Origin of the sequence: Streptomyces sp. S07_1.15 (assembly GCF_020739505.1) — a bacterium.
Classification (GTDB): domain Bacteria; phylum Actinomycetota; class Actinomycetes; order Streptomycetales; family Streptomycetaceae; genus Streptomyces; species Streptomyces xinghaiensis.
In genome coordinates this window covers 1,993,777-2,015,328 of sequence record NZ_JAJBZK010000001.1, presented here as the reverse complement: position 1 = coordinate 2,015,328, position 21,552 = coordinate 1,993,777, and the positions used below count along the sequence as shown (strand labels likewise).

Sequence of the window (21,552 nt, the reverse complement as noted above, 5' to 3'; positions counted from 1 at the left end):
CGACCAACAACCTCTCGGCGCCGGCACGTCACGATGTGCCGTCTGTCCTGGACAAGCTCCTGTTCAGGAGTTTCAGGGAATTGCAGCACGTCAGGCGTGCGCATTCCAAACACCGGGAAGCGGCTCCCCGAGGTCTCGGAACGGGTGGATGAAAGCGACATTCGGCGCAAAAGCCTTCATAACCTGCCCGAATTATGAGCGCTGTGAAGTTGTTTGAACGCATCGGGTTTACCGGCCGGGGTAATTGTCTGTGGAATCGTTATGAACACGGAGGCGGGCCGTGTCAAACGACACAGCCCGCCTCATGGCCAACTTTCCCATCTGTCCCGGCAGTTGGCGGGAGGGCGCTACTTCAGGCGTGCCATGAGGGCGTGTTCGACGAGGGTGATGAGGGCGCTCTTGGCGTCGGCGCGGTGGCGTGCGTCGGTGGTGATGATGGGGGCGTCGGGGCCGATCTGGAGGGCTTCGCGGACTTCTTCGGGGGTGTAGGGCTGGTGTCCGTCGAAGCCGTTGAGGGCGATGACGAAGGGGAGGCCGCTGTTCTCGAAGTAGTCGACGGCGGGGAAGCAGTCGGCGAGGCGGCGGGTGTCGACGAGGACGACGGCGCCGATGGCGCCGCGGACGAGGTCGTCCCACATGAACCAGAAGCGGTCCTGTCCGGGGGTGCCGAACAGGTACAGGATCAGGTCCTGGTCCAGCGTGATGCGGCCGAAGTCCATCGCCACCGTGGTGGTGGTCTTGTCCTGGACGTGGCTGAGGTCGTCGATCCCCGCCGAGGCAGAGGTCATCACGGCCTCGGTGCGCAGCGGATTGATCTCCGACACCGCACCGACGAACGTGGTCTTGCCCACGCCGAAGCCACCCGCCACCACGATCTTCGCCGATGTGGTGGCGCGTGGCGCGGCGTTAGAGCTTCCGAAGTCCACTGAGCACCCTTTCGAGCAGTGTCACATCCGGCGTACCGCCGGCCTCGCCGCTGCCGCCCGGCTGGTGGATGGCCACCATGCCGGCCTCGGCCAGGTCGGCGACCAGAATGCGGGCCACCCCCAGGGGTATCGCCAGCAGCGCGGAGATCTCGGCCACCGACTTGACCTCACGGCACAGGTGGCAGATCCGGGCGTGCTCGGGGAGCAGCGTCCCCAGCTGGGAGGGGTCGGCCGTGGTGCTGACCAGCGCCTCGATGGCGAGCTGGTAGCGAGGACGGGTCCGGCCACCGGTCATGGCGTACGGCCGCACCAGTGGCTGGTCGCCGTCGTCCCCGTACGGCGCTTGGTGTGCGGCGCCGTACGGGCCGGGCGAGGCGGGCGGCGGGGTCATGGTTCCTCCGGGCTGGACAACGGTTGTCGTCTGGCGGGGACCGATGGGGGGAGGCCGGTGGTGCGAGGGGGGATCGGCCCGACGGTCGGTTGGTCGTACCTAGGTCGTTCGATCAGTTGAGAAGACTTCCCTGGAGTTCGGCTCGGAGGTCCGGGGTGAGGACGGTTCCGGCGCGGTCGACCAGGAGGGCCATCTCGTAGCCCACGAGGCCGATGTCGCACTCGGGGTGGGCGAGGACGGCCAGGGAGGAACCGTCGGAGACGGACATGATGAAGAGGAACCCCCGTTCCATCTCCACCACGGTCTGGTTGACGGCGCCGCCCTCGAAGATGCGGGAGGCGCCGGCCGTCAGCGACGTCAGGCCGGAGGCGACGGCCGCCAGCTGGTCGGCGCGGTCGCGCGGGAACCCTTCGGACATCGCGAGGAGGAGTCCGTCGGCGGATACCACCACGGTGTGGGACACCCCGGGGGTGTTGTCCACGAAGTTGGTGATCAACCAGTTCAGGTTCTGCGCCGCCTGGCTCATCGGGCTCAACTAACGCTCCTGATGGTAAGTGGGACCAATGCCGTGCTCGCCGGGGCCCGGGTTGTGCCCGGCCTGGCGGCCCTGCTGGATACCCCGGCGGAGATTGGTGAGACGCCCGCGCACATCGGCGGGCGCCCGCGAAACCTGCGGGCCGGGCTGTACGGTCTCCGGCTGCTGTGCCGTGCCCGCCACGAGGTTCGCCCGGGGGACCCGGCGCGGCAGTCCGGAGGTGGTGAGGCCGCCGGCGGCGGGCTGGCGTACGCGCTCGGCCTGCCGGCCCAGCTCGTCGTTGGGGGACGAACGCCATACCGCGCCGTTGCCGTTGGTGCCGTTGCTCTCGGCACGGGCCGGCTCCCGCCGCTGTGGGGGCGGCGGAGCGGACGCCGGAGCGGACTGCTCCGGACGGGCCTGCGGCTCCGGACGGGGCTGCGGCTCCGAGCGTGTCTGCGGCTCCTGGCCGTTCTGCCCCGGCTGGCCGCCGCGGATGCCGCGGAACCAGTCGGACTCCAGCGCTTCGAACAGCGGCGTACGGCCGTCACCGGGGCCGCTGGCCGGGGGCAGCGCCTCCGGCTCGGAGCGCCGCTGCTGCGGTGCCCGCCGCTCCGGCGGCTGCTGCTGTGCCGCGGGCTGCGGAGCAGTGTGGCCGACGCGCGGGAACTGGGCGGTGTCGCCCTGGTCCCGGGCGTCCCGGTCGTCCCGGACGGGGGGCCGGCCCTGGCCGTGGGGTGCCGGGTACTGGCCCGTGTCGTCCTGCCACTGCTGCGGCGCCGGGGGCCGCTGCTGCGGGGCGCCGGGGGGCGGGTTGGTGAAGTCCGGGCGCGGGAACTGCGCCGTCGACTCCGCGTCCTCGTGGCCGCGCGGCGCCTCGGGCCGGGAACCGGGCCAGTCGTCACCGCCGGCCGCCCTGCGGGCTCCCCAGCTCGTACCGGACGGCTCGGCCGGCCGCGGCCCGTCCTGCGGGCGGGACGGGCCGCCCGGCAGCTCGCCGGCGGGACCGCGCGGCGGGATCTGCGCCCGCGGACCCTGCCCGGCGGGGGCGGGACCGCGGCCCGGTGCCTGCCGCGGCGCACCCGTGGGCGGTGCCACGGGCGGCTGGGCGGCGCCGGGGCCCGAACCCTGCTGCGGGAACGCGGAGCGGCGGGGCCGGTCGTCCGGAGCGGCCTGGCGCGCGGGCGCGCCGGAGCCGGGAGCGGGGGCACCGAAGACGTTCGTTCCGGGGCCGCCGGGACCACCCGGTCCGCCGCGGCCCTGACCCTGCGAGGGGTCGCCGTAGGCCGGGCCGCCGCCCTGCTGCGGGCGCTGCGGCGGACCGCTGTCCGGACGTCCGCCGGGGCCACCGCCCGGAGCGCCGTCGCGGCCCGGCAGGGCCGGACGGCCGCCGCCGCCGGGAACCTGGCCGCGGGGCGCCATGCCGGCGAGCCGGTTGCCCTGCGGCCCGCCCGGGCCGCCGCCGGGGCCCTGCGAGGCGGGGCCGGCGTTCGGCTTGCCGCCGGGGGCCTTGCGGCCGCTCTGGGCCACGTCGACCGGCAGCATGACAAGGGCGGTGGTGCCGCCCGAGTCGGAGGGCCGGAGCTGGATGCGGATGCCGTGCCGCTGGGAGAGGCGGCCGACCACGAAGAGGCCCATCCGGCGGGAGACGGAGACGTCCACGGTCGGCGGGCTGGCCAGCCGCTCGTTGATGTCCGCGAGGTCCTCGGGGGAGAGGCCGATACCGGTGTCGTGGATCTCGACCAGCACCCGGCCGTCGGGCAGCGCGTGACCGGTGACCTTGACCTTGGTCTGCGGGGAGGAGAACGAGGTGGCGTTCTCCAGCAGCTCGGCGAGGAGATGCACAAGGTCGTTGACGACCCGGCCGGCGACCTCGGTCGAGGGCACGGAGCTCAGTTCGATGCGCTCGTACTGCTCCACCTCGGAGGCCGCGGCGCGGAGCACGTCGACCAGCGGGACGGGGCGGGTCCACCGGCGGCCCGGCTCCTCGCCCGCGAGGACCAGGAGGTTCTCGCCGTTACGGCGCATACGGGTCGCGAGGTGGTCCAGCTTGAACAGCGAGGACAGCTGGTCGGGGTCGGCCTCGCGGCTCTCCAGCTCGGAGATGAGCGAGAGCTGGCGCTGGATGAGGCCCTGGCTGCGGCGCGAGAGGTTGGTAAACATCGCGTTGACGTTGCCCCGCAGCAGCGCCTGCTCGGCGGCGAGGCGGACCGCCTCGCGGTGCACGTCGTCGAAGGCCGCGGCCACCCGGCCGATCTCGTCCTTGCTGTGCACACCGACGGAGGCGACGGAGGTGTCCACGTCCTGCGGGTCGGCCTCGGAGAGCTGCTTGACCAGCTCGGGCAGCCGCTTCTCGGAGACCTCCTGGGCGGTGTCCTGCAGCCGGCGGAGCGAGCGGACCATGGAGCGGGCCACGACGAACGCGCCGACCAGCGAGACGCCGAGGACCAGCAGGATGACCAGACCGTTGAGCAGGGCGTCCCGCTGGGCCTCCGACCGCAGCTGGCGCGCCTTGTCCTCCATCTCGGAGAGCAGGGTCGCCTCGATCTTGGACATCTCTTCGATCTTGGCGGTGTCCTGGTCGTACCAGTCCTTGTACGACCGCGTCTCGTTCGCGATCGGGCTGTCCGGCTTGAGCATCCGGGCCGCGTACTTGTCCGCCAGGATGATGTTGGCGGAGCCGCCGTCCTCCAGGGCCTGGAGGAGTTCCTCGGTGGTCTGCTTGCCGTCGTAGATCTGGCTGAACTGGGCGAGGGTCGATTCCTCGCTCAGCAGCGCGCTCTCGCCGTAGAGCCGGTCGCTCGCGACGAGCTTCGGCTTGGGCTCGTTGGCGAGGGCCGCGGTGATCATCGCGCGCTGGATGGACGCGTACTCCTTGGCGGAGGAGAACGCGGCCAGCGCGCGGGTGGCACGGATCATCTCGGTGTTGCTGGTCGCCTGCGCCATGTCCTGGGAGAGGGAGAGCAGCGAGGTGATCAGCTGGTTGTACTGGTAGACGGTCAGCGCGATGTACTCGCTGTCCGCGTACGCGTTGGAGCGGATCTGCTTGATCTGCTCCAGCTGCTTGAGGATGTTGACGAGCGAGGAGTTGACGCCCACGAGGGCGTCGTCCTCCGAGGACTCGATCTCCTGGGTCGCCTCGCGGAACGCCTGCTTGGCCCGGTCGGTCTGCTGCCGGGGGTAGACGACGTCGTCGTTCTTCTTGTCCCCGGCCGCCAGCGGGCCGGCCGAGTGGTCGCGCTCCTCCTGGAGGGCGGACGCCAGCTCGGTGGCCTGCTTGGTCATCTCGGTCAGCAGCTGCATGTTCTCCAGCTGCTCGAGATCGTCCATGGAGGTGTCGATCCGCAGTGCGCCCAGGGTGGTCGCCGCGATGACCGGCAGGGCCAGCAGGGAGACCAGACGGGTGCTGATGCGCCAGTTGCGCAGCGCGAGTCGTGTGCCGGCGCTGGGAGGGGAGACGTCCGGCGTGCCGGAACCGTCACCTCCGCCCTGCGCCTGTGTCGGGGCGGCCCGGTCGGAACCCTGGTCGCCGGTCGTGGCTCCGGGGCCCTGGGCGCGCTCGGGCGAGAGGCCGCGGTCGGCCCCGCCATGCAGCTCCGGGTCCGCCGCAGCGCTGCTATCCCTCTTGAAACGTCCCTGCACTAGCGTCGCAACCTCTGGACCAGGCGTTCCCCCGTGTGAGCGGTGGAACGGTGTCGAGTCGTGGGAACCGGAGCCCCCATGGTGGTCGTGAGTGACCGGCGCGTCTCCCCCGGTTCTGGTTCGTAACTGGTGAGACACCGCCGCGCGGCGCTTCTCTGCGCCAGTGGTGCGCGCCGGCTGGATGGTGCGGCGGTCCGTGAGATTCCAGCACAGAGAGGGATCTCCAACAAGGGCGGAGAACGGCTCTGTCGGGCGGGTGACGCTATGTGCGGACCGGGTCACCCCACGTGGAAAGCAATGCCATGGATAACGGACAATCGCTGATGAACCACCCGAGAACGACCGCTGTCCCGGTAGCCCCGATGAGGCGCGGAATGCGGCATTCCATCCGTGGATGTCCCACTTCGTCGACCCGGGGAAGTGGTCCGTTATGACGCTTATGTTCCAGTGTAAGTGAGGAAAATCACATAGCCTCCCCGGCTTTGTTCCACCGGCGGAGGGGAACCGCGCGTCTAGCCTGCCTGTTGACAACCAGGCCCGGAACGACAAGTACGAGGGACAGAGCGACCGGTGAAGACGACCATGATGTTCCGCAACATAGCGAACCCGCGACGCACCACGCTGGCGCACCTCGAGGACGCCGACGAACTGCGCCCCGCCGTCGTCGGCGAGCCGCGGCCGGAGCCGGAGCCGGAGACCGCCTCCGAGCTTCCCGCCCGGACCGCCAACCCGCGCCGCACCGTCCTCGTGGACGCCCCGAACGACTGACGCCCGCGGCGCGGACGCGCGCGTGACCCGCTCCCTCCGGTGAGCCCGGCCCCGCCGGGCGGGCGTTAGCCTGAGGCGTCAGTCTCCGGCCAGTGAGTGAGGGGCAGCGGCTTCCCGTGCGCATCGCCAGATTCTCCATCGACGGAAACGTCGCCTTCGGTGTCGTGGAGGGGGAGCCGTCCGATCCGGACGGCCCCGTCCTCGACATCATCAAGGGCCATCCCTTCGCCGAGTTCGAGCGGTCGGGGAAGAAGGTGCCGCTGGCCCAGGTGCGGCTGCTGCCCCCGGTGCTTCCCAGCAAGGTCGTGGCGATCGGCCGCAACTACGCCGAGCACGCCGCGGAAATGGGCGGTGAGGTCCCCCAGGTGCCCGTCGCCTTCTTCAAGCCCTCCACCGCCGTGACCGGTCCCGGCGACCCGATCCCGTACCCCTCCTTCTCCCAGGAGGTGCACCACGAGGCCGAGCTGGCCGTGGTCATCGGGCGGATGTGCCGGGAGGTCCCCCGGGAGCGGGTCCAGGACGTCATCCTCGGTTACACCTGCGCCAACGACGTCACCGCGCGTGACGTCCAGCGCGCCGAGAGCCAGTGGGCGCGCGCCAAGGGATTCGACGGATCCTGCCCCCTCGGCCCCTGGGTGGAGACCGAGCTCGACCCCGCCGACCTGGGCATCATGTGCACCGTCAACGGCGAGCAGCGCCAGCTGGGCCGCACGGGTGACATGGTCCGGTCCGTCGCGGACCTCATCACGCACATCACCGAGGCGATGACCCTGCTCCCGGGCGACGTCGTGCTCACCGGCACCCCGGCCGGGGTCGGCCCCCTCAGCGTCGGCGACGAGGTCGCCGTCACCATCGAAGGCATCGGCACTCTCACCAATAAGGTGATCAAGCGTGGCTAGCGCACCCCTCCCGTACCCCGTACGCGTCCGTTTCTGCCCCTCGCCGACCGGCAACCCGCACGTCGGCCTGGTCCGCACCGCCCTCTTCAACTGGGCCTTCGCCCGGCACCACGGCGGCACCCTGGTCTTCCGCATCGAGGACACCGACGCCGCCCGCGACTCCGAGGAGTCCTACGAGCAGCTGCTGGACGCGATGCGCTGGCTCGGCCTCGACTGGGACGAGGGCCCCGGGACCGGCGGCCCGCACGCCCCGTACCGGCAGTCGCAGCGGATGGACATCTACGCCGATGTCGCACGCCGGCTGGAGGAGGCCGGCTACGCCTACAAGTGCTACTGCTCCACCGAGGAGCTCGACGCCCGCCGCAACGAGGCCCGCGCCGCCGGCCGGCCCTCCGGGTACGACGGCAAGTGCCGCGCCCTCACCCAGGAGGAGATCGCCGCCTACCGGGCCGAGGAGCGCACCCCCGTCGTCCGCTTCCGGATGCCGGACGAGCCGATCACCTTCACCGACCTGGTGCGCGGCGAGCTGACCTTCACTCCGGAGAACGTCCCGGACTTCGGCATCGTCCGGGCCAACGGCGCCCCGCTCTACACGCTCGTCAACCCCGTCGACGACGCGCTGATGGAGATCACCCACGTGCTGCGCGGTGAGGACCTCCTCTCCTCCACCCCGCGGCAGATCGCCCTCTACCGGGCGCTGGCCGAGATCGGTGTCGGCAACGGCACCGTCCCGCAATTCGGCCACCTGCCGTACGTGATGGGCGAGGGCAACAAGAAGCTGTCCAAGCGCGACCCGCAGTCCTCGCTCAACCTCTACCGCGAGCGCGGGTTCCTCCCGGAGGGCCTGCTCAACTACCTGTCGCTGCTGGGCTGGTCGCTCGCCGAGGACCGGGACGTCTTCTCCATGGAGGAGATGGTCGCCGCCTTCGACATCGCGGACGTCAACGCCAACCCGGCCCGCTTCGACCTCAAGAAGTGCGAGGCGATCAACGCCACGCATCTGCGCGCGCTCCGCGCCGACGAGTTCGCGAACCGGCTGCTGCCCTTCCTCTTCCCGGAGGAGGAGCCCACCGCCGAGCAGCTGGAGCTGCTGGCCCGGGCCGCGCCGCTCACCCAGGAGCGGATGGTCGTCCTCGGCGAGGTCACCGGGATGCTCGGCTTCCTCTTCGTGGACCCGGACGAGTTCCGGGTGGACGAGGCCGACGCGGCCAAGGTGCTCACCCCGGAGGCGCGCCCGGTGCTGGAGGCGAGCGTCGAGGTGCTGCGCGACCTCGGGCAGTTCACGCCCGAGCCGATCCAGGCGGCCCTCCGCACGGCCCTGGTCGACGGCCTCGGCATCAAGCCGAAGCACGCCTTCACCCCGCTGCGGGTGGCCGTCACGGGCCGCCGGGTGTCGCCACCGCTCTTCGAGTCCATGGAGCTGCTGGGGCACGACGAGACGCTGCGCCGGCTGACCGCCGCGCTGGAGCGGGTCAGCGCTTCCTGAGGCGCCCGCCCGGAGGCCCGGCGGCCCGGGACTCCGCCCGTACGGCACGCGCCGCGCGGGCGGGCTCCCGGCGTCCGCGCGGCGCCCCGGGACCGCGGCGGTGCCGGGCCGGCGGCCGTGGGCGCGGCGGGAGATACCCGTTTTGGAGCGCTGTCCACGATCGGGTAATGTTCTTCCTGCGCCGCCCGCCCGGGCCGATGGACCGGAGAGGCAGCGCACAGAACAAAACCCCGGTCAGGGGTTGCGTTTTGGTGGGCTATGGTGTAATTGGCAGCACGAGTGATTCTGGTTCACTTAGTCTAGGTTCGAGTCCTGGTAGCCCAGCAAGAGATCCCCGTAGAACTCTCTTGTGTGTGACGTTCGCAGGCTTCTGTCTGCGTGTGCAGTGACTAGCCCCCGTTGTGTAGCGGCCTAGCACGCCGCCCTCTCAAGGCGGTAGCGCCGGTTCGAATCCGGTCGGGGGTACAGATCCTTGCAGCCGGTGCCGTCGGGTAGCTCCCGGCGGGGCCGCGCCCCGGGATCGCTGGGGCCCCCGTTGTGTAGCGGCCTAGCACGCCGCCCTCTCAAGGCGGTAGCGCCGGTTCGAATCCGGTCGGGGGTACTGGTCTATACCATGGGCTATGGTGTAATTGGCAGCACGAGTGATTCTGGTTCATTTAGTCTAGGTTCGAGTCCTGGTAGCCCAGCGCGTCACGCGCATGTGTCTCCCGTCTCGGCGACTGCCTCGGCGATGGACGCAGCGTCCGCAGGCCCCCGTTGTGTAGCGGCCTAGCACGCCGCCCTCTCAAGGCGGTAGCGCCGGTTCGAATCCGGTCGGGGGTACCCACGGCAGAAGGCCCTCCGCTTCGGCGGGGGGCCTTTTCGTATGCCTTGTGTGCCGCTCGCCGGTTCCTCCGGAGGGCGCGGCGGGCCCGGGGCGCCGCCGGTACGGCCGTCACCGCCGTACCGGCTCCGGACCCGCGAGGGAGGCGAGGGGGCGAAGCGGCGAAGAGGTCAGCCGCCGTTGCGGCGCAGGGCCTCGGTGAGCCGGCCCGCGGCGTCGATGACCGCCTGGGCGTGCATCCGCCCCGGGTGCCGGGTGAGCCGCTCGATCGGTCCGGAGACCGAGACGGCGGCCACGACCCGGTTCGACGGTCCGCGCACCGGCGCGGAGACGGACGCCACCCCCGGCTCCCGCTCGCCGATGGACTGGGCCCAGCCCCGGCGCCGTACCCCGGAGAGGGCGGTGGCCGTGAACCGGGCGCCCTGCAGGCCGCGATGGAGCCGCTCCGGCTCCTCCCAGGCCATGAGGATCTGTGCCGCCGAGCCGGCCTTCATCGGCAGGGTGGAGCCGACCGGCACCGTGTCCCGCAGTCCGGACAGCCGTTCCGCCGCGGCCACGCAGATGCGCATATCCCCCTGGCGCCGGTAGAGCTGCGCGCTCTCCCCGGTGACGTCCCGCAGGTGCGTGAGCACCGGGCCGGCCGTCGCCAGCAGCCGGTCCTCTCCCGCCGCGGCGGCCAGTTCGGCCAGCCGCGGGCCGAGGATGAACCGGCCCTGCATGTCCCTCGCCACTATCCGGTGATGCTCCAGAGCCACCGCCAGCCGGTGGGCCGTGGGGCGGGCGAGACCGGTCGCGGCGACCAGCCCGGCGAGGGTGGCCGGACCGGACTCCAGAGCGCTCAGAACCAGAGCTGCCTTGTCGAGAACGCCGACCCCGCTGGAGCCGCTAGAGTTGTCCATGCGTCGATATTCGCGTCTCAGAGTATGAAACGCAAGTTCATATTTCCCCGGAAGCCGCCAATCTGTAAGAGCGGCCCGTGGTGGAACGGCGGTTGGACATCCGGCGGACACCCGGCTCCGGGCAGGACCAGCGCCCGGCGGCACCGGTACGCGCACTCGCCCCGCGGATCACCGGGGGACGGAACGACAAGCCGAGATGGGCCGGCAGAGCCGCCGGCCGGAGGGAAAGCGATGGGACGGACACTCGCGGAGAAGGTCTGGGACGACCACGTCGTCCGGCGCGCGGAAGGCGAGCCCGACCTTCTCTTCATCGATCTGCACCTGCTGCACGAGGTCACCAGCCCGCAGGCGTTCGACGGGCTGCGCAAGAACGGCCGTCAGGTGCGTCGCCTGGACCTCACCATCGCGACCGAGGACCACAACACCCCCACCCTCGACATCGACAAGCCGATCGCGGACCCGGTCTCCCGGGTCCAGCTGGAGACGCTGCGCAAGAACTGCGCGGACTTCGGGGTACGGCTGCACCCCCTGGGCGACGTCGAACAGGGTGTCGTCCACGTGGTGGGACCGCAGCTGGGACTCACCCAGCCCGGCATGACGGTCGTCTGCGGTGACAGCCACACCTCCACCCACGGCGCCTTCGGCGCGCTGGCGTTCGGTATCGGCACCAGCCAGGTCGAGCACGTCCTGGCCACCCAGACCCTGCCGCTGGCCCCGTTCAAGACCATGGCGATCACCGTCGAGGGCGAACTGCCCGCGGACGTCACGGCCAAGGACCTGATCCTGGCGGTCATCACGAGGATCGGCACCGGCGGCGGCCAGGGCTACGTCATCGAGTACCGCGGCGAGGCCATCGAGAAGCTCTCGATGGAGGCCCGGATGACGATCTGCAACATGTCGATCGAGGCCGGCGCCCGCGCGGGCATGATCGCCCCGGACGACACCACGTTCGCCTACCTTGAGGGCCGCCCCCACGCCCCGCAGGGGGAGGACTGGGACGCGGCCGTCGCCTACTGGAAGACGCTGCGCACGGACGAGGACGCGGTCTTTGACCACGAGGTCGTCATCGACGCCTCCGCCCTGGCGCCGTTCGTCACGTGGGGCACCAACCCCGGCCAGGGCGCGCCGCTCTCGGCCTCCGTGCCGGACCCCTCCTCCTTCGCGGACGCCAGTGAGCGGCACGCCGCGCAGAAGGCCCTGGAGTACATGGGCCTGACCGCCGGGCAGCCGCTGCGCGAGGTGGGCGTGGACACCGTCTTCGTCGGCTCGTGCACCAACGGCCGGATCGAGGACCTGCGCGCGGCCGCCGCGATCCTCGAGGGGCGCAAGGTCGCCGACGGGGTGCGGATGCTGGTCGTCCCCGGATCGGTACGGGTGGCCCTGCAGGCCGTCGAGGAGGGCCTGGACCGGGTGTTCACCGCGGCCGGCGCCGAATGGCGCCACGCGGGCTGCTCGATGTGCCTGGGGATGAACCCCGACCAGCTCCAGCCCGGTGAGCGGGCGGCGTCCACCTCCAACCGCAACTTCGAGGGGCGGCAGGGCAAGGGCGGGCGGACCCACCTGGTCTCCCCGCAGGTCGCCGCGGCCACCGCGGTCCTGGGGCATCTGGCCTCCCCGGCCGACCTGTCCGACATCCCGGCTCTCGTGGAGGCCTGAGACATCATGGAAGCGTTCACCACCCACACCGGCCGGGCCGTACCGCTGCGGCGCAGCAACGTCGACACCGACCAGATCATCCCGGCGCACTGGCTGAAGAAGGTCACCCGCGACGGTTTCGAGGACGGGCTCTTCGAGGCCTGGCGCAAGGACCCGCAGTTCGTCCTCAACCAGGCGGAGTACCAGGGCGCGAGCGTGCTGGTGGCCGGCCCCGACTTCGGCACCGGCTCCTCCCGCGAGCACGCGGTCTGGGCGCTGCAGAACTACGGCTTCAAGGCCGTGGTCTCCTCCCGCTTCGCCGACATCTTCCGCGGCAACTCGCTGAAGAACGGGCTGCTGACGGTGGTCCTGCCGCAGGAGACCGTCGACACCCTGTGGGAGCTGACCGAGGCCGACCCCCGCACCCCGGTCACCGTCGACCTCGTCGCCCGCGAAGTCCGCGCCCCGCGCCCGGACGGCACCGTCCTCACCGCCGCGTTCGAGCTCGACGAGAACGCCCGCTGGCGGCTCCTGGAAGGGCTGGACGACATCAGCCTCACCCTGAAGAACGAGGCCGACATCGCCGCCTACGAGACATCCCGCCCCGCCTTCAAGCCCTCCACCACCGTGGTCTGACAGGCCTGTTCGCACCTCTCCCCGGTACGGCCCGCGAGCCGTACGGACCACCGCGCCCCTCGCCCGCAGGCGGGGGGCGCGGCCGTGTGCGAGGCTCTTTTCCGAAATGGGTTGACGCCCGGTGGGGCGACAACTCGCCGCAGATGGCACAATCTGTGCATGGAACGCGACCCTCAACTGCCACTTCACGAGCTTGTCGCGGGCCGCCTCAAGGAAGCGCACGCGCGAGTGCGTTCCCTGCAAGTCCCCGAGGATGAGCGGACGGCGCTCTCCCGGAAGCTGCTTGCCATCACGGCCGCCGCCAAACACGATCTCCCCCGCGCGACACGGCGTCTGGAGCGCTTCATGCAGGACCTCGACGACAGCCGATTACGACGCGGCACCCGTACGTAACGGTCGAGATCCATTGCGGCACAAGGGTGATTAGACCGTTTCGTCTTTGATTTGCGGTATATATCTGCCTAACGTGCGAAATCGCCCGAACTGATTCGTTCAGGCAATGTCTCCGAAGGGGAAGACGTGAACAAGGCGCAGCTCGTAGAAGCGATCGCGGACAAGCTCGGTGGCCGGCAGAACGCCGCCGACGCCGTGGACGCGGTGCTGGACGCGATCGTCCGCGCGGTGGTCGCCGGAGACCGGGTCTCGGTCACCGGATTCGGCTCGTTCGAGAAGGTCGACCGTCCGGCCCGGTACGCCCGCAACCCGCAGACCGGAGAGCGGGTCCGGGTCAAGAAGACCTCCGTGCCCCGCTTCCGCGCCGGCCAGGGTTTCAAGGACCTGGTGAGCGGGAGCAAGAAGCTTCCCAAGGGAGGCGAGGTGGCGGTGAAGAAGGCGCCCAAGGGCAGCCTCACGGGCGGGGTTTCGGCCCGCGCCACCACCAAGGCCGCGGCGAAGAAGGCCGCCGCGAAGAAGGGGGCGGCGAAGAAGACCGCCGCCACTGCGCGCAAGACCGCCGCGAAGAAGGCGGCACCGGCGAAGAAGGCGGCCACCGCCAAGAAGGCCACCGGCAAGACCACCGCGGCCAAGAAGGCGCCCTCGAAGAAGTCGGCCACCGCCAAGACCTCCAAGACGGCACCGGCCAAGAAGACCACCGCCAAGAAGGCGCCGGCCCGCAAGGCCACCGCGCGCAACACCGCCGCGAAGAAGACGGCCGGCCGCAGGAAGTAGAGCAGGAAGTAGACGGGCCGCACGGCAGCCGTCACACCCCCACGCTGGGCCGGGCTCCTCGGGGAGCCCGGCCCGCGGCACGTCCGGGGCCTGCCGGAACGGCCGGTGGTGGCCAGGGCCGGTGGCCAGGGCGGGGTGGGAACGGCCGGGGGAAGGGCCGGTCAGAACGTCTGCAGGGTCACCAGGGAGATCCGCGGTGCTCCGCCGGCGCCGCCCGGCCGCGCCGGCCCGCCCTCCGCGGGCCCGTCCTCCGCCAGTTCGATCCGCACCCGCTGGCCCGGCCTCAGCAGCCGCAGCCCGCCGGCGTCGAAGGCCGCCGCGTCGAATTCCACGGGCGTGCCGTCGTCGAGCAATACGCTCCCGCAGCGGGTACCGGCGTCATAGGTGTAAGCGGTGGCCTGCATAACGGCAGCGTAGCCGCCGGCGGCCCTACTCGGCGATCCGCGGGCGGCCGGTGAGCGCGGCCGTACGGATTCCGACGCCGAGCCGGAGGGCGGCCCGCAGATCCTCTCCGGTGTCCACGTCGCGCCGCACCGAATCCACCCCGGTCACGGTGATTTCCACGGCCCCGGACCGGCGGTGCCGATTCCGGGAAGGGCCGCCGAAAGCCGGGGCGAGTTCCACCCCGGGGGAGGCCGAGAGGAAAGTCGTCCCCGTTCCCACGGCATCCGCCAGAAAGGACCGGGGAAATGCCGCGGCGGCCGACAGCACCCGCGCCAGTTCCGCGGGACGCAGGGCGGGGAGATCGGCGTTCAGCACCGCCACCGGGGCGTCCGGCCGCCGGGCCCGCACGGCCCGCGCCCCGTGGGCCAGCGCGGGGTTCAGGCCCGCGCCCGGAGGGTCCGGCAGCACCCGTGCGCCCAGCCGGGCCAGTTCCGCCCCGGCCAGCCGGTCGTCCGTGACGACCACCACATCCCGGACCCCCGGAGCGGCCGCCGCGGCCGCCACCGTGTCCTGCGCGAAGGCCAGCGCGAGCCCCGGGCGCAGTTCCTCGCCCGCCGCGTCCGCCAGCCGGCTCTTGGCCACGGCCAGCGGCTTCAGCGGTATCACCAGCGACCAGTCCACGCCCGAGCCATCTCCCTCGTCCGCCCCGCCGTTCCCCCCGTATTGTCACCCGCCGCCGGAACCGGCGGCCGGGCCCGGGGATACCGTGTGCTCGACAGAGCGGGACCCTGGGGCGACACTTGTGCGGCTGCCCACCCGCAGCCCGACAGGTCCCACGAGGAGGGTGTCCGAGTGTCCCGCCGCAGAATCGGCTTCTGGTACCGCTTGGCCGCGGCCATCGCGAAACCGCCGCTGCTCCTCTTCTTCAAGCGGGACTGGAGCGGAATGGAGAACCTTCCGGCGGACGGCGGATATATCACCGCGATCAACCACAATTCCGCCCTGGACCCGCTTTCGTACGCGCACTTCCAGTACAACACCGGACGGGTGCCGCGATTCCTCGCCAAGGCGCCGCTTTTCCGGGTGCCGTTCGTCGGCATGATCCTGCGCGGCACCGGCCAGATCCCCGTCTACCGCGAATCGACCGACGCCGCCAACGCCTTCCGCGCCGCCGTCGACGCGGTCAACCGGGGGGAGTGCGTGGCCTTCTACCCGGAGGGCACCCTCACCCGCGACCCGGACCACTGGCCGATGCAGGGCAAGACCGGCGCCGCCCGGGTCGCGCTGCTCACCAAGGCGCCGGTGATCCCGGTGGCCCAGTGGGGCGCGAACGAGGCCGTGCCGCCGTACGCCGGGACGAAGAAGATCCGGCTCTTCCCCCGCAAGACGCTCCGGGTCCAGGCCGGTCCGCCGGTGGACCTCTCCGCGTTCTACGGCCAGGATCCGACCGCCGAGGTCCTGCGCGCCGCCACCGAGACCATCATGGTCTCGATCACCGCGCTCCTCGCCGAGATGCGGGACGAACCCGCGCCGGAACAGCTCTACGATCACAGCAGGGCCCGCGCCGAGCGGCGCGGGAGGCGGCAGGAACGGCAAGGACAGGGGGATGGCGCGTGACGCGCTGCGCGGTCTACGGAACGGGATCATGGGGGACCGCTTTCGCGATGGTGCTCGGCGACGCCGGCTGCGAGGTGACCCTCTGGGGCCGCCGCGCGGAGGTCGTCGATGCCGTCAACTCCGGCCGGACCAACCCCGGCTATCTGCCCGGCGTCGAACTGCCGCCGACCGTGCGGGCCACGACCGACCCCGCCGAGGCCGCCCGCGGCGCCGAGTTCACGGTGCTCGCCGTCCCCTCCCAGACCCTGCGCGGCAATCTGGCCCGGTGGGCGCCGCTGCTGCCGTCCGGCACCGTGCTCGTCAGCCTGATGAAGGGCGTGGAACTGGGCACGGCCAAGCGGATGAGTGAGGTCATCGAGGAGGTCGCCGGAGTTCCGGCCGAGCGCGTCGCCGTGCTCACCGGCCCCAACCTCGCCCTGGAGATCGCCGCCCGGCAGCCCGCCGCCTCGGTGGTCGCCTGCTCCGACGAGTCCGTCGCCCGGCGGCTCCAGGCCGCCTGCCACACCCCGTACTTCCGCCCGTACACCAACACCGACGTCGTCGGCTGCGAGCTGGGCGGCGCCGTGAAGAACGTCATCGCGCTGGCCGTGGGCATCGCGGACGGCATGGGGCTGGGCGACAACACCAAGGCCTCGCTGATGACCCGCGGCCTGGCCGAGACCAGCCGGCTCGGGGCCGCGATGGGCGCGGACGCGCACACCTTCGCCGGGCTCGCCGGCATGGGCGATCTCATCGCCACCTGCTCCTCGCCGCTCTCCCGCAACCACACCTTCGGCACCAACCTGGGCCGCGGCATGACGCTGGAGCAGACCATCGCGGCCACCAAGCAGACCGCCGAGGGCGTCAAGTCCTGCGAGTCCGTGCTCGATCTGGCCCGGCGGCACCGCGTCGACATGCCGCTGACGGAGACCGTGGTGGAGATCGTCCACGACGGCAAGCCGCCGATGGTGGCCCTCAAGGACCTGATGGCGCGCAGCGCCAAGGCCGAACGCCGCTGACGGGCTCTCAGCCCGGCCGGGCCCCGCGCGCTCCGGCACCGCGCCCCGCCGCACCGCCTCCGCCCGGGGCGGTACGCGGCGGAACTCGTCCACGCCGATGCGGCACCGGTGGCTGCCGCGGTGCGGGGTGCGCAGGGTAGTCTCAAGCCGATATGAGCAGCGAGTCATCCACCCAGAACCCCGCGCCCGCCTCCACCCCTGCCGCGGCCCGTGCCACCGGCCGGAAGCCGCGCGTCGCCGTCGTGTTCGGCGGCCGCAGCTCCGAGCACGCCATCTCGGTGGTCACCGCGGGTGCCGTGATGCGCGCCATCGACCGGAGCCAGTACGAGGTGCTGCCGATCGGCATCACCACGGACGGCCGCTGGGCGCTCACCGCGGACGACCCCGAGCGGATGGCGATCAGCGGCCGCGCCCTGCCCAGCGTCGACGAGCTGGCGGAATCCGGCGAGGGCGGTGTGCTGCTCCCGGTCGACCCGGCCGGACGCGAGGTCGTCTACACCGAGCCCGGGCAGGTGCCCAAGTCGCTCGGCGAGGTGGACGTCGTCTTCCCCGTGCTGCACGGCCCCTACGGCGAGGACGGCACCCTGCAGGGGCTGCTGGAGCTGTCCGGGGTGCCCTATGTCGGCGCCGGGGTGCTCGCGTCCGCCGTCGGCATGGACAAGGAGTACATGAAGCGCGTCTTCACCTCCTTCGGCCTGCCGGTCGGCCCCTACACGGTGATCCGGCCGCGCGAGTGGGAGCAGGGCACCGGCGCCGAGCGCGGCGCGGCCGCCCGTAAGAAGATCGTCGACTTCGCCGCCGAACACGGCTGGCCGGTCTTCGTCAAGCCCGCCCGGGCGGGCTCCTCGATGGGCATCAGCCGGGTGAGCGGTCCGGAGGAGCTGGACGAGGCGGTGGCCGAAGCCCGCCGGCACGACCCCAAGATCCTGGTCGAGTCGCTGCTCCGCGGCCGGGAGATCGAGTGCGGTGTGCTGGAGTTCGAGGACGGCCCGCGCGCCAGCGTGCCCGCCGAGATCCCGCCCGTCACCTCGCACGACTTCTACGACTTCGAGGCCAAGTACATCGACTCGGCGGCCGGCGTGGTCCCCGCCCCGCTCACCCCCGAGGAGACCGCCCGGGTGCGGGAGCTGGCCGTGGAGGCCTTCGACGCCGCGGCCTGCGAGGGGCTCGTCCGCGCCGACTTCTTCCTGCAGGAGAACGGCGAGTTCGTGATCAACGAGATCAACACCATGCCGGGCTTCACGCCCATCTCCATGTACCCGCGGATGTGGCAGGAGAGCGGCGTGAGCTATCCCGAGCTGGTGGACCGCCTGATCCAGGCCGCCCTGCGGCGTCCGACCGGGCTGCGCTGAGCCGCGCGCCGCGGCGGAGCGCCAGTGCTGTGACCGGGCGGGTTCACCGGCTCGCGACGCCCCGGACTTCCCCGAGCTCTCCGGGCACACCGCGGGTTTCCGTCCGGACCTCCCCGGTCACGGCCCTAGAGCGCGTCCGGAATGGTCTTCTCGACGGCGTCGGCGAGGTCCGTCAGCGGATTGACCTCGGGCCGGTACTCCCGGGGGACGGTCACCTCGACGTACGCCTTGCGCTGTGTGGTGGTGAAGCGGTACCCGTTCTCCTGCTGCTCGGGGAGCCAGAGCACGCCGTTCACCTCCACCCCCTCGGCCGTGGGGTTGTACTGCGCGGTCCCCGGGGTGAGGACCTCGGGGCGGGGCACCCCGCAGCGCAGCTGCACGGCGGGGTCGCCCCAGTCGGCGGCGAACTCGGAGGGGGGCTCGCTTCCGCTCCGCCCCAGTCCGTCCACCTTCGCCGGCAGTTCCCGGTACAGCGCCCGGCAGAGCTTCGCGGTCTCGGGCGAGGGGGTGGGGACCGGACGGCCGCTGTCACCGGAGGAACAGCCCGCCGCGGCCAGGGATATGACGGCGGGCAGCCAGAGAAAACGGCGGAAGAGGGTGTTCACCCGGTCGAGACTACCCAGCCGGGCCGGGCGCATGCCGGGCGCCCCGGTGTCTCAGAAGTGGACGACGGGGCAGGTCAGGGTGCGCGTGATGCCGTCGATCTGCTGCACTTTGGCCACCACGAGGCGGCCCAGCTCGTCGACGGTGTCGGACTGGGCGCGCACGATCACGTCGTACGGACCGGTGACGTCCTCGGCCTGGATGACCCCGGGAAGCTTGGAGACCAGTTCGGCGACCGACGAGGCCTTGCCGACCTCGGTCTGGATCAGGATGTACGCCTGTACCACGGAACCTCCAGGGCGGCTACGAGGATCATGTGGGAAGAAGGGACGCCACGGTACCGCGCCGCCGGGCGGCGCGGGGAGACCCCGCACGGCCTGTGGCGCCCCCCGCCGCCCGGCGGGACACAGCAAGGACCGACACTGCCGACGCCGCGGTCGGCACGGGAGACCGAGTACCGGGCCGGGGCCGTCGCGCCCGCCGGGCGGAGATAGGGGCACAGGGATGAAGGGCACCGTGGGGGAGTTGGGCGAGTTCGGCCTCATCAGGGAGCTGACCTCGCGGCTCACCACCACCCCGGCCGTGCGGCTGGGGCCCGGCGACGACGCGGCGGTCGTCGCGGCACCGGACCGGCGGGTCGTCGCCAGCACGGACATCCTGCTGGAAGGGCGGCACTTCCGCCGCGACTGGTCCACCGCCTACGACGTCGGCCGCAAGGCCGCGGCGCAGAACATGGCGGACATCGCGGCCATGGGCGCGGTCCCCACGGCGCTGCTGCTCGGCCTCGTCGTCCCCGCGGAACTGCCGGCGACCTGGCCGGCCGAACTGATGGACGGGCTGCGCGACGAGTGCCAGGTGGCCGGGGCCGCCGTGGTCGGCGGGGATGTGGTGCGCGGCGAGACGATCACGGTCTCCATCACCGCCCTGGGCGATCTCCGCAACGCCGAGCCGGTGCTGCGGTCCGGTGCCCGCCCCGGCGACGTCGTGGCCGTCACCGGCTGGCTGGGCTGGTCCGCCGCCGGGCACGCCGTGCTCTCCCGCGGTTTCCGTTCGCCGCGCGCCTTCGTCGAGGCGCACCGGCGGCCCGAACCGCCGTACCACGCCGGTCCCGCGGCGGCGGCGCTCGGCGCCACGGCCATGACCGATGTCAGCGACGGCCTGATCGCCGACCTCGGGCACATCGCGGAGGCCAGCGGGGTCCGGATCGACGTGCGCTCCGGCGCGGTGGACATCCCCTCGCAGATGTCCGACATCGGGCAGGCCGTGGGCGTCGACCCGCTGCACTGGGTGCTGAGCGGCGGGGAGGACCACGCCATCGCGGCGGTCTTCCCGCCGGAGACCAAACTGCCCGCCCGCTGGCGGGTGATCGGCGAGGTCCTGGGCCGCTCGGCGCTGCCCCAGGTCACCGTGGACGGGGCGCCGTGGGAGAAAGCGGGCTGGGACCACTTCGGGGAGGAAGCGGACGCCGGGTAGATTCCCTGACCGTGGACATATCACCGCGGCCGCTTCCGGCCCCGCAGACGCCTCCGCTCGTGCTCACCGTCGCCGGCTCCGACTCCGGCGGCGGCGCGGGCATCCAGGCGGATCTCAAGACGATGCTGGCTCTCGGCACCCACGGCATGAGCGTGGTCACGGCCGTCACGGCGCAGAACTCCCGCGGTGTGCAGGGAGCCTGGGACCTGCCCGTGGATGCGGTACGGGCGCAGTTCCGCAGCGTGGTGGACGACATCGGCGTGCACGCGGTCAAGACCGGGATGCTCTCCTCGGCCGGACTCGTGGAGGCGGTGGCGGAACTCCTCGGCGGTATCGGGGCGCCCGTGGTCGTGGACCCGGTCGGGGTCTCCAAGCACGGCGACCCGCTGCTGGCCGCGTCGGCGCTGGAATCCGTACGGACCCGGCTGCTCCCGGCCGCGACCGTCGCCACCCCGAACCTGCCCGAGGTCGAACAGCTCACCGGAGTCCGCGTGGAGCGCGAGGACGATCTGCGCCGGGCCGCGGACGCGGTGCTCGCCCTCGGCCCGCGCTGGGCGCTGATCAAGGGCGGCCATCTGGCGGGCGAGGCGGTGGACCTGCTCACCGACGGCCGCGAGGAGCACCGCCTGCGCGCCGCGCGGCACGACAACCGGCACACCCACGGCACGGGATGCACCCTTGCCGCCGCCATCGCGGCGGAGCTGGCGAAGGGGGCGGAGGTCCCGGCCGCGGTCACGGCGGCCAAGAAGTACGTCACCGGGGCGATCGCCGCGGGCTTCCCCCTGGGATCGGGGATCGGCCCCGTGGACCACGGCTGGCGGTTCCGCTGAACCGGCCCCGGACATGCGGAAAGCCGGTCCACCCGGAAGGCGGACCGGCTTCGGCAACCGGCCAAGGGCTGCGCTACGACGGAAACGTCAGCGCGAGACCTTGCCGGCCTTGATGCACGAGGTGCAGACGTTGAGCCGCTTCGGCGTCCGACCGACCACAGCGCGCACCGTCTGGATGTTGGGGTTCCAACGACGGCGAGTGCGGCGGTGCGAGTGCGAAATGTTGTTGCCGAAGCCCGGCCCCTTGCCGCAGACGTCGCAGTTGGCAGCCACGGGTCACTCCAAAGACTTCAGATGCACGTACGGTGAATCCCCGGCCTGCCGGGGATCGAATTCGATGACCGGTGCCGCCGGGGGAGAATGTCCCGACTCGGGTCGGGCAACCGGAGCAGCATACAACGACCGCTCCCGTACAAGAAAACTACCATGGGCGCCCGGCCCCCCTCCCGGGCGGAGCCCGTCCCGCGGCTACGCTGCCGACGGCTCCCCGCCCCGGTCTGAGGAGGACA

At 71.8% G+C, this 21,552-nt stretch carries 22 protein-coding genes and 5 tRNA genes; 17 read left to right on the top strand and 10 right to left on the bottom strand.

Annotated elements, in window-relative coordinates; translation table 11 throughout:
- Positions 1–347: 347 nt before the first annotated feature.
- From LIX60_RS08515 to LIX60_RS08500, 4 genes are all read right to left on the bottom strand, one after another.
- The gene (locus tag LIX60_RS08515; RefSeq protein WP_063831840.1) at positions 348–926 is read right to left on the bottom strand and encodes an ATP/GTP-binding protein; all 579 of its coding nucleotides are present in this window, start codon (positions 924–926) and stop codon (positions 348–350) included.
- Positions 907–1,317, bottom strand: a complete 411-nt coding sequence (locus LIX60_RS08510) for a DUF742 domain-containing protein (RefSeq protein WP_019706270.1) — start codon at positions 1,315–1,317, stop codon at positions 907–909. The genes LIX60_RS08515 and LIX60_RS08510 overlap by 20 nt, the downstream gene beginning before the upstream one ends.
- A 112-nt stretch (positions 1,318–1,429) precedes the next feature.
- On the bottom strand, positions 1,430–1,843 hold the full coding sequence (locus tag LIX60_RS08505; RefSeq protein WP_019709877.1) for a roadblock/LC7 domain-containing protein: 414 nt from the start codon (positions 1,841–1,843) through the stop codon (positions 1,430–1,432).
- Positions 1,844–1,852: 9 nt separating this feature from the next.
- The gene (locus LIX60_RS08500; RefSeq protein WP_227957910.1) at positions 1,853–5,473 is read right to left on the bottom strand and encodes a nitrate- and nitrite sensing domain-containing protein; all 3,621 of its coding nucleotides are present in this window, start codon (positions 5,471–5,473) and stop codon (positions 1,853–1,855) included.
- A 570-nt stretch (positions 5,474–6,043) separates the two neighbouring features.
- Between LIX60_RS08500 and LIX60_RS08495 the strand changes: the two genes are divergently transcribed.
- From LIX60_RS08495 to LIX60_RS08460, 8 genes are all read left to right on the top strand, one after another.
- The gene (locus tag LIX60_RS08495; RefSeq protein WP_227957909.1) at positions 6,044–6,241 is read left to right on the top strand and encodes a hypothetical protein; all 198 of its coding nucleotides are present in this window, start codon (positions 6,044–6,046) and stop codon (positions 6,239–6,241) included.
- Between the two features lie 116 nt (positions 6,242–6,357).
- Positions 6,358–7,140, top strand: a complete 783-nt coding sequence (locus tag LIX60_RS08490; RefSeq protein ID WP_227957908.1) for a fumarylacetoacetate hydrolase family protein — start codon at positions 6,358–6,360, stop codon at positions 7,138–7,140.
- Positions 7,133–8,626 carry a glutamate--tRNA ligase gene (gene gltX, locus LIX60_RS08485; RefSeq protein ID WP_227957907.1) on the top strand — a complete coding sequence of 498 codons (1,494 nt, stop codon included), beginning with the start codon at positions 7,133–7,135 and terminating at the stop codon, positions 8,624–8,626. The genes LIX60_RS08490 and gltX overlap by 8 nt, the downstream gene beginning before the upstream one ends.
- A 252-nt stretch (positions 8,627–8,878) precedes the next feature.
- A tRNA-Gln gene (locus LIX60_RS08480) sits at positions 8,879–8,950 on the top strand.
- 68 nt (positions 8,951–9,018) lie between these two features.
- Positions 9,019–9,091: transfer RNA gene (locus tag LIX60_RS08475), tRNA-Glu, on the top strand.
- Between the two features lie 63 nt (positions 9,092–9,154).
- Positions 9,155–9,227: transfer RNA gene (locus LIX60_RS08470), tRNA-Glu, on the top strand.
- Positions 9,228–9,240: 13 nt separating this feature from the next.
- Positions 9,241–9,312 (top strand) — tRNA-Gln (locus LIX60_RS08465).
- Between the two features lie 63 nt (positions 9,313–9,375).
- Positions 9,376–9,448: transfer RNA gene (locus LIX60_RS08460), tRNA-Glu, on the top strand.
- 171 nt (positions 9,449–9,619) lie between these two features.
- Here the strand turns inward: LIX60_RS08460 and ndgR are convergent.
- Positions 9,620–10,348: an IclR family transcriptional regulator NdgR gene (gene ndgR, locus LIX60_RS08455; RefSeq protein WP_019709872.1), complete on the bottom strand. Its 729-nt coding sequence runs from the start codon at positions 10,346–10,348 to the stop codon at positions 9,620–9,622.
- A gap of 231 nt (positions 10,349–10,579) precedes the next feature.
- Here ndgR and leuC point away from each other — a divergent pair, with 231 nt between their 5' ends.
- The 4 genes from leuC to LIX60_RS08435 all read left to right on the top strand — a co-directional run bounded on the left by leuC (position 10,580) and on the right by LIX60_RS08435 (position 13,786).
- Positions 10,580–12,004 (top strand): 3-isopropylmalate dehydratase large subunit, encoded by a 1,425-nt coding sequence (gene leuC / locus LIX60_RS08450; RefSeq protein WP_227957906.1) that lies wholly within the window; start codon positions 10,580–10,582, stop codon positions 12,002–12,004.
- A 6-nt stretch (positions 12,005–12,010) separates the two neighbouring features.
- On the top strand, positions 12,011–12,619 hold the full coding sequence (gene leuD / locus LIX60_RS08445) for a 3-isopropylmalate dehydratase small subunit (RefSeq protein WP_227957905.1): 609 nt from the start codon (positions 12,011–12,013) through the stop codon (positions 12,617–12,619).
- A 159-nt stretch (positions 12,620–12,778) separates the two neighbouring features.
- Entirely contained in the window at positions 12,779–13,012 is a 234-nt protein-coding gene (locus LIX60_RS08440) for a hypothetical protein (protein ID WP_227957904.1), read from the top strand.
- A 126-nt stretch (positions 13,013–13,138) separates the two neighbouring features.
- Positions 13,139–13,786: an HU family DNA-binding protein gene (locus LIX60_RS08435; RefSeq protein ID WP_227957903.1), complete on the top strand. Its 648-nt coding sequence runs from the start codon at positions 13,139–13,141 to the stop codon at positions 13,784–13,786.
- A 161-nt stretch (positions 13,787–13,947) separates the two neighbouring features.
- On the opposite strand, the gene LIX60_RS08430 is transcribed toward LIX60_RS08435, so the two are convergent.
- Positions 13,948–14,190 (bottom strand): hypothetical protein, encoded by a 243-nt coding sequence (locus LIX60_RS08430; protein ID WP_227957902.1) that lies wholly within the window; start codon positions 14,188–14,190, stop codon positions 13,948–13,950.
- A 25-nt stretch (positions 14,191–14,215) separates the two neighbouring features.
- On the bottom strand, positions 14,216–14,851 hold the full coding sequence (gene cofC / locus LIX60_RS08425) for a 2-phospho-L-lactate guanylyltransferase (RefSeq protein ID WP_227957901.1): 636 nt from the start codon (positions 14,849–14,851) through the stop codon (positions 14,216–14,218).
- Positions 14,852–15,022: 171 nt separating this feature from the next.
- Here cofC and LIX60_RS08420 point away from each other — a divergent pair, with 171 nt between their 5' ends.
- The 3 genes from LIX60_RS08420 to LIX60_RS08410 all read left to right on the top strand — a co-directional run bounded on the left by LIX60_RS08420 (position 15,023) and on the right by LIX60_RS08410 (position 18,137).
- Positions 15,023–15,787: a 1-acyl-sn-glycerol-3-phosphate acyltransferase gene (locus tag LIX60_RS08420; RefSeq protein WP_227957900.1), complete on the top strand. Its 765-nt coding sequence runs from the start codon at positions 15,023–15,025 to the stop codon at positions 15,785–15,787.
- Complete coding sequence (locus LIX60_RS08415) at positions 15,784–16,785, top strand: NAD(P)H-dependent glycerol-3-phosphate dehydrogenase (protein WP_227957899.1); 1,002 nt, start codon at positions 15,784–15,786, stop codon at positions 16,783–16,785. The genes LIX60_RS08420 and LIX60_RS08415 overlap by 4 nt, the downstream gene beginning before the upstream one ends.
- Positions 16,786–16,937: 152 nt before the next feature.
- The gene (locus LIX60_RS08410; RefSeq protein ID WP_227957898.1) at positions 16,938–18,137 is read left to right on the top strand and encodes a D-alanine--D-alanine ligase family protein; all 1,200 of its coding nucleotides are present in this window, start codon (positions 16,938–16,940) and stop codon (positions 18,135–18,137) included.
- Between the two features lie 125 nt (positions 18,138–18,262).
- Here the strand turns inward: LIX60_RS08410 and LIX60_RS08405 are convergent, their stop codons facing one another.
- Positions 18,263–18,742: a DUF3515 domain-containing protein gene (locus tag LIX60_RS08405; RefSeq protein ID WP_227957897.1), complete on the bottom strand. Its 480-nt coding sequence runs from the start codon at positions 18,740–18,742 to the stop codon at positions 18,263–18,265.
- A gap of 51 nt (positions 18,743–18,793) precedes the next feature.
- The gene (locus LIX60_RS08400; protein ID WP_019709861.1) at positions 18,794–19,027 is read right to left on the bottom strand and encodes an Lrp/AsnC family transcriptional regulator; all 234 of its coding nucleotides are present in this window, start codon (positions 19,025–19,027) and stop codon (positions 18,794–18,796) included.
- Positions 19,028–19,244: 217 nt separating this feature from the next.
- Between LIX60_RS08400 and LIX60_RS08395 the strand changes: the two genes are divergently transcribed.
- Both LIX60_RS08395 and thiD read left to right on the top strand, forming a co-directional pair.
- On the top strand, positions 19,245–20,213 hold the full coding sequence (locus tag LIX60_RS08395) for a thiamine-phosphate kinase (RefSeq protein WP_227957896.1): 969 nt from the start codon (positions 19,245–19,247) through the stop codon (positions 20,211–20,213).
- A gap of 17 nt (positions 20,214–20,230) precedes the next feature.
- Positions 20,231–21,043 carry a bifunctional hydroxymethylpyrimidine kinase/phosphomethylpyrimidine kinase gene (gene thiD, locus LIX60_RS08390; RefSeq protein ID WP_227962674.1) on the top strand — a complete coding sequence of 271 codons (813 nt, stop codon included), beginning with the start codon at positions 20,231–20,233 and terminating at the stop codon, positions 21,041–21,043.
- Between the two features lie 87 nt (positions 21,044–21,130).
- On the opposite strand, the gene rpmB is transcribed toward thiD, so the two are convergent.
- Positions 21,131–21,316, bottom strand: a complete 186-nt coding sequence (rpmB, locus tag LIX60_RS08385; RefSeq protein ID WP_009714771.1) for a 50S ribosomal protein L28 — start codon at positions 21,314–21,316, stop codon at positions 21,131–21,133.
- Between the last annotated feature and the right edge of the window lie 236 nt (positions 21,317–21,552).